The organism is Streptomyces mexicanus, from assembly GCF_902506575.1.
In the GTDB taxonomy this organism is placed as follows: Bacteria; Actinomycetota; Actinomycetes; order Streptomycetales; family Streptomycetaceae; genus Streptomyces; species Streptomyces mexicanus.
The window spans coordinates 5307759-5313105 of record NZ_LR732544.1 but is presented as its reverse complement, the minus strand read 5'-3'; the positions used below and the strand labels follow the sequence as shown (position 1 = coordinate 5313105).

4 protein-coding genes are annotated in these 5347 nt (G+C 74.7%); 2 read left to right on the top strand and 2 right to left on the bottom strand.

The window, feature by feature from the left end; translation table 11 throughout:
* The coding region (locus tag GV126_RS23915; protein WP_159670335.1) for a MinD/ParA family ATP-binding protein at positions 1–1750 on the top strand (1750 nt) is incomplete at its 5' end.
* Between the two features lie 432 nt (positions 1751–2182).
* On the top strand, positions 2183–3205 hold the full coding sequence (locus GV126_RS23910; RefSeq protein WP_201299868.1) for an ABC transporter ATP-binding protein: 1023 nt from the start codon (positions 2183–2185) through the stop codon (positions 3203–3205).
* 298 nt (positions 3206–3503) lie between these two features.
* On the opposite strand, the gene GV126_RS23905 is transcribed toward GV126_RS23910, so the two are convergent.
* Positions 3504–4463 (bottom strand): bifunctional riboflavin kinase/FAD synthetase, encoded by a 960-nt coding sequence (locus tag GV126_RS23905; RefSeq protein ID WP_159670332.1) that lies wholly within the window; start codon positions 4461–4463, stop codon positions 3504–3506.
* Between the two features lie 314 nt (positions 4464–4777).
* On the bottom strand, positions 4778–5221 hold the full coding sequence (locus tag GV126_RS23900; protein WP_438947860.1) for a hypothetical protein: 444 nt from the start codon (positions 5219–5221) through the stop codon (positions 4778–4780).
* Between the last annotated feature and the right edge of the window lie 126 nt (positions 5222–5347).

Sequence of the window (5347 nt, the reverse complement as noted above, 5' to 3'; positions counted from 1 at the left end):
GCCCCCGTCCGGGTACGGCTTCCCGCCGGCGGCGGGCACTCCGGCCGCAGCGCCCGCGGCAGCGCAGCCGGCGCCGCCCGCACCGGTTCCGGGTGGTTACGGCTTCCCGCAGCCCGGCGCGCAGGGAGGGTACGGCTTCCCCCAGCCCGGTGGTTACGGCTTCCCGCCGCCGCCCGGGCAGCCCGCGCAGCCGGGACAGCCGCAGCCCGGGCAACCGGGGCAGCCGCCCGTCGATCCGCGGACCGGCGCGGCCTGGCCGCAGCCCATACAGCACGACCAGCGGCAGCCCACCAACCCCGGGGCGGCGCCGCTCGGTTACACGGCGGCCGTCGAGTTGTCCTCCGACCGGCTGCTCAACACCAAGAAGCAGAAGGCGCGCAGCGGGCGGCCGGGGGCGAGCAGCTCCCGGTTCCGGATCGGCGCCAAGAAGGAGGAGGCCGAGCGGCAGCGGAAGCTGGAGCTGATCCGGACGCCGGTGCTGTCCTGCTACCGGATCGCGGTCATCAGCCTCAAGGGCGGCGTCGGCAAGACGACCACCACCACCGCGCTCGGCTCGACCCTCGCCAGCGAACGGCAGGACAAGATCCTCGCGATCGACGCCAACCCGGACGCCGGCACGCTCGGGCGACGGGTGCGCCGGGAGACCGGGGCCACCATCCGTGACCTCGTCCAGGCGATCCCGTACCTGAACTCGTACATGGACATCCGGCGGTTCACCTCGCAGGCGGCCTCCGGCCTGGAGATCATCGCCAACGACGTCGACCCGGCGGTGTCCACGACGTTCAACGACGAGGACTACCGGCGCGCGATCGACGTGCTCGGCAAGCAGTACCCGATCATCCTGACGGACTCCGGCACCGGCCTGCTCTACAGCGCCATGCGCGGCGTGCTGGACCTCGCCGACCAGCTCATCATCATCTCCACGCCCTCCGTGGACGGTGCGAGCAGCGCGAGTACGACGCTGGACTGGCTGTCCGCGCACGGGTACGCGGACCTGGTCGCGCGGTCCATCACCGTGATCTCGGGGGTGCGCGAGACCGGCAAGATGATCAAGGTGGAGGACATCGTCGCCCACTTCGAGACGCGGTGCCGGGGTGTGGTCGTGGTGCCGTTCGACGAGCACTTGGCCGCCGGTGCCGAGGTCGATCTGGACATGATGCGGCCGAAGGTGCGCGAGGCGTACTTCAATCTCGCCGCGATGGTCGCCGAGGACTTCGTACGCCACCAGCAGTCGCACGGGCTGTGGACCTCCGACGGCAATCCGCCCCCGGTGGCCGCCCCGCCCCTGCCGGGGCAGCCCGTGCCCGGGCCGACGGCTCAGCCCTTCCCCGGCCAGCCGGGACAGCCCGTGCCCGGACAGCCCGTGCCCGGACAGCCCGTGCCGGGACAACCGCCTTATCCCGGTCAGCCGGTCCCGGGCCAGCCGGGGCAGCCGTACGCGCCCCAGCCGGGACAGCCGGGACAGCCAGGGCAGCCGCCCCAGCCGGGCTGGGCCCCGCAGCCGGGGCAGCCGTACGCGCCCCAGCCGGGACAGCCCGTACCGGGACAGCCGGGACAGCCGCCCGCGCCGGGCCAGCCCCTGCCCGGGCAGCAGGGCCAGCCGGGGCAGCCCGGCCAGCCCCTGCCTCCGCAGCAGCTGGCCCCGCCGTTCCCCCCGCAACCCGGCTACGGCTACCCGCAGCCACCGCAGGGCCCGCCCCAGCAGGGGCAGCCGCCGCAGGGCCAGAACCCGCCGCCGCCCCAGCAGTGACCCGGCGGTCTCCCCGCCGGGAGGTGTGCGGCACCGAGGACCAGGTGCTGCGGGAGGCGGGCCGGGGCGGCGGGCGGCGTGCGTGCACGTGGGGGCCGAGGGCACGACCGGGACCGGGCCCACGGTGGCGAACGGCTCGACCGGGTCCACAGGTACGCACGGCACGACCGGGTCCGCAGGTGCGCACGGCATGACCGCGGGCTCGAACGACGCGACGGCGACCGCGGGTTCGCAGGACGCGTCCGGATCCGCGAGCTCGAAGGACGCATCCGGATCCGCGGGCTCGAAGGACGGGTCCGCGTCCTCAGAGGCAGACGGCGCGTCCGCCTCCGCAGGTGCGGAGGGCACGTCCGCGCCCGCTGGAGCAAACGGCGCGTCCGGGTCCACGGGCACGGCGACCTCGCCGGACGAGGAAGTGAGGAGCAGCACCACATGACGGGCACCATGGCCGATACGCCACCGCTGCTGAGCGTCGAGGGCCTGCGCATCACCTTCCCCGGCCGCAACGGAGCGCCGCCCGCCCGGGCCGTGGACGGGGTGGACCTGGACATCCGGCCGGGCGAGATCGTGGCGCTGGTCGGCGAGTCCGGCTGCGGCAAGACGACTCTGGCCCGCTCGCTGCTCGGGCTGGTCCCGCCGACCGCGGGCCGCGTCACCTTCGACGGCGCGCCCCTGGACTACTCCTCGCGGGCGCTGAAGGCGTACCGCAAGCGGGTGCAGCTGGTCCTGCAGGATCCCAGCGGCTCGCTCAACCCGCGCCACACGGTGTACGACGCGGTGGCCGAGGGGCTGCGCATCCACGGCTACGACGGGGACGAGCGGGCGGCGGTCGCCGAGGCGCTGTCCCGGGCCGGACTGCGGCCGCCGGAGCGGTTCTTCCTGCGCTACCCGCACGAGCTGTCCGGTGGGCAGCGGCAGCGGGTCGTCATCGCGGGGGCGCTGGTGCTGCAGCCCGAACTGGCCGTCGCCGACGAGCCGGTGGCCTCCCTGGACGCCTCGGTGCGCGGCGAGATCCTCGCGCTGCTGCTGCGGCTGCGCACCGAACTCGGCCTGTCGGCGCTGGTGGTGACGCACGATCTGGGGCTGGCCTGGAACATCGCCGACCGGGTGGCGGTGATGTACCTCGGGCGGATCGTGGAGACGGGCGAGGTCGAGCAGGTGCTGACGGCGCCCCGGCACCCCTACACCCAGGCCCTGCTGTCCGTGCTGCCCGAGGCCCCGGGCGCCCCGGTCGTCCTGACCGGCGAACCCCCGGATCCCTCACGCATCCCCTCTGGGTGCCGCTTCCACGTCCGCTGCCAGATCCTGGCGGGCGGCGAGGCCGAACGCTCCGGCGTCGCCGACGCCTGCCGCACCCGGGACCTGCCGATCCTCACCGCCACCGAGACTACCCAGGTGGCCTGCCACTGGGCCCACGCCCGAGCCGCGACGGAGGCGACGGCGCCACCGCGGTGAGCGAGGGGGTCCTGCCGTGGGCCATCGCGGTCCCGCGGTGGGCCGCCACGCTTTTGCGGCGGGCGCCATGGTCCTGCGGTGGGCGGCTACGGTCCTGGGTCGTGCCGCCAAGGTCCTGGGGCGTACCGCCACGGTCCTGGGGCGGGCCGCCACGGTCCTGGGGCGTACCGCCACGGTCTGCGGTGAGCCGCCGCCGGAGACTCGATGCGGGAGGAAGGTGGCACCCGCCCCGGCAGTAGGTCCGAGGCGGCGCCCGCGCCCGACTGGGATCAGGAGCGGCGCCCGCCCCGGCGCGGGCTCAGCCCTGCTGCTGCTCGTCCGCCGCGATGATCTCGCGGCACTTCTTGACGTCCTCCGCCATCGTCGCCAGCAGCGCCTCGAGCGAGTCGAACTTGGCCTGGCCGCGGACGAAGGCCAGGAAGTCGACGGCGACGTGCAGGCCGTACAGGTCGAGCCCGACGCGGTCGATCGCGTACGCCTCCACCGTGCGCTCGGTGCCGTCGAACTGCGGGTTGGTGCCCACGGAGATCGCGGCCGGCATCGCCTCGCCCTGGGCGTGCAGATAGCCGGCGTACACCCCGTCCGCGGGGATCGCGGTGTGCGGGAGCGTCTCGACGTTGGCCGTGGGGAAGCCCAGCTCGCGGCCCCGCTGGGCACCGCGGACGACGACGCCCTCCACGCGGTGCGGACGGCCCAGGATCTCGCGGGCGCCGGTGACGTCGCCCTCGGCGACCAGGCGCCTGGTCAGCGTCGAGGAGAACGGCTCGCCGCCGCCCGCCGCGCCGCTGACGTACAGGTCGACGACCTCGACCTCGAAGTCGTACAGCTTGCCCTGCTCGGCGAGGAAGTCGACGTTGCCCGCGGCCTTGTGGCCGAAGCGGAAGTTCGGGCCCTCGACGACCGCCTTGGCGTGCAGCCGGTCCACCAGCACCTTCACGACGAAGTCGGCCGGGGACAGCTGGGAGAACTCGGTGGTGAAGGGCAGCACGAGGACCGCGTCCACACCCAGTTCGGCCATCAGCTCGGCCCTCCGGTGGTGCGGGGCGAGCAGCGGCGGGTGGCTGCCCGGGCGCACGACCTCGCTGGGGTGCGGGTCGAAGGTGACGACGACGCAGGGCACACCCAGCTCGCGGGCGCGGTTCACGGCGTGCTCGATGATGAGCTGGTGACCACGGTGGACTCCGTCGTAGGAGCCGATGGTGACGACGCTGCGCCCCCAGTCCTGGGGGATGTCCTCCAAGCCACGCCAGCGCTGCACTGTGACCGCTCCTCGTCGAACCCGTGTCCGTGTTGCTGTGGTTGCCTTGCTGCTTGTCCGCAGGTCTAAGGGTGCCATGCCCCGGGTTCCCTGCCCGCATCGGTACGGGCGCTGTGACGGGGCGCACGTCCCGGCAGGGCGCCGGGCCGGTCGCACATGGCGCCGCAAGGGCGCCGGGCCGGTCGCACATGGCGCCGCACGGGCGCCGGTCCGGTCGTCACCCGCGTCGCGGTGCGGGCACTGGACCGGTCACGCACGTCGCCACGGGCGGGCGGCACCGGCGACCGTGCCGTGCGGGGCGTGCGGGCGTGCCGTCAGGCGGGGACCGGTACCCCGGCGAGGTGCTCGATCGTACGGCGGGCACTGGGGCCGACCACCGCCGCCCAGTCCTGGGGGGCGTCGGCCAGCCAGCCGGTCAGGCGGGCGGCGAAGCCGGGGACCTCCCGGCTCAGGGCCACCAGACGGCGGTCGAACACGGCGGCGCCCTGCGGGGTGCGGACGAGCAGCAGGCCGACACGGTGGACGAGGACGCGCAGGTCCTCCTCGGCGGTGCGGGCGGCGGCCCGCAGCACCGCGTCGAGGACGGCCGGGGTGTCCTCGGAAGCGGCCGGACGGGCCGCCTCGTGGGCCAGGAGGGCGTCGAGCAGTTCCCGGCGCAGCGTGCCGGAGACGTCCGGGACGGCTGCCCCGGCGGCCGGTGCGGGCGGTCCCGCGTCGGCCGCGGCGGTACCGGCCGGGGGCCGGCCCCTATACACCACCGACGCTGCCGACGCCCCCCTACGCGTGGATCTCGGTTGTCTCCGCCGCACTCCCAAAAACAAAACCCTGCCATTTCCTCCCTCCTCGTCGACTCCCTCCCTGTACCCCCTCGCCCTACCTCTCCT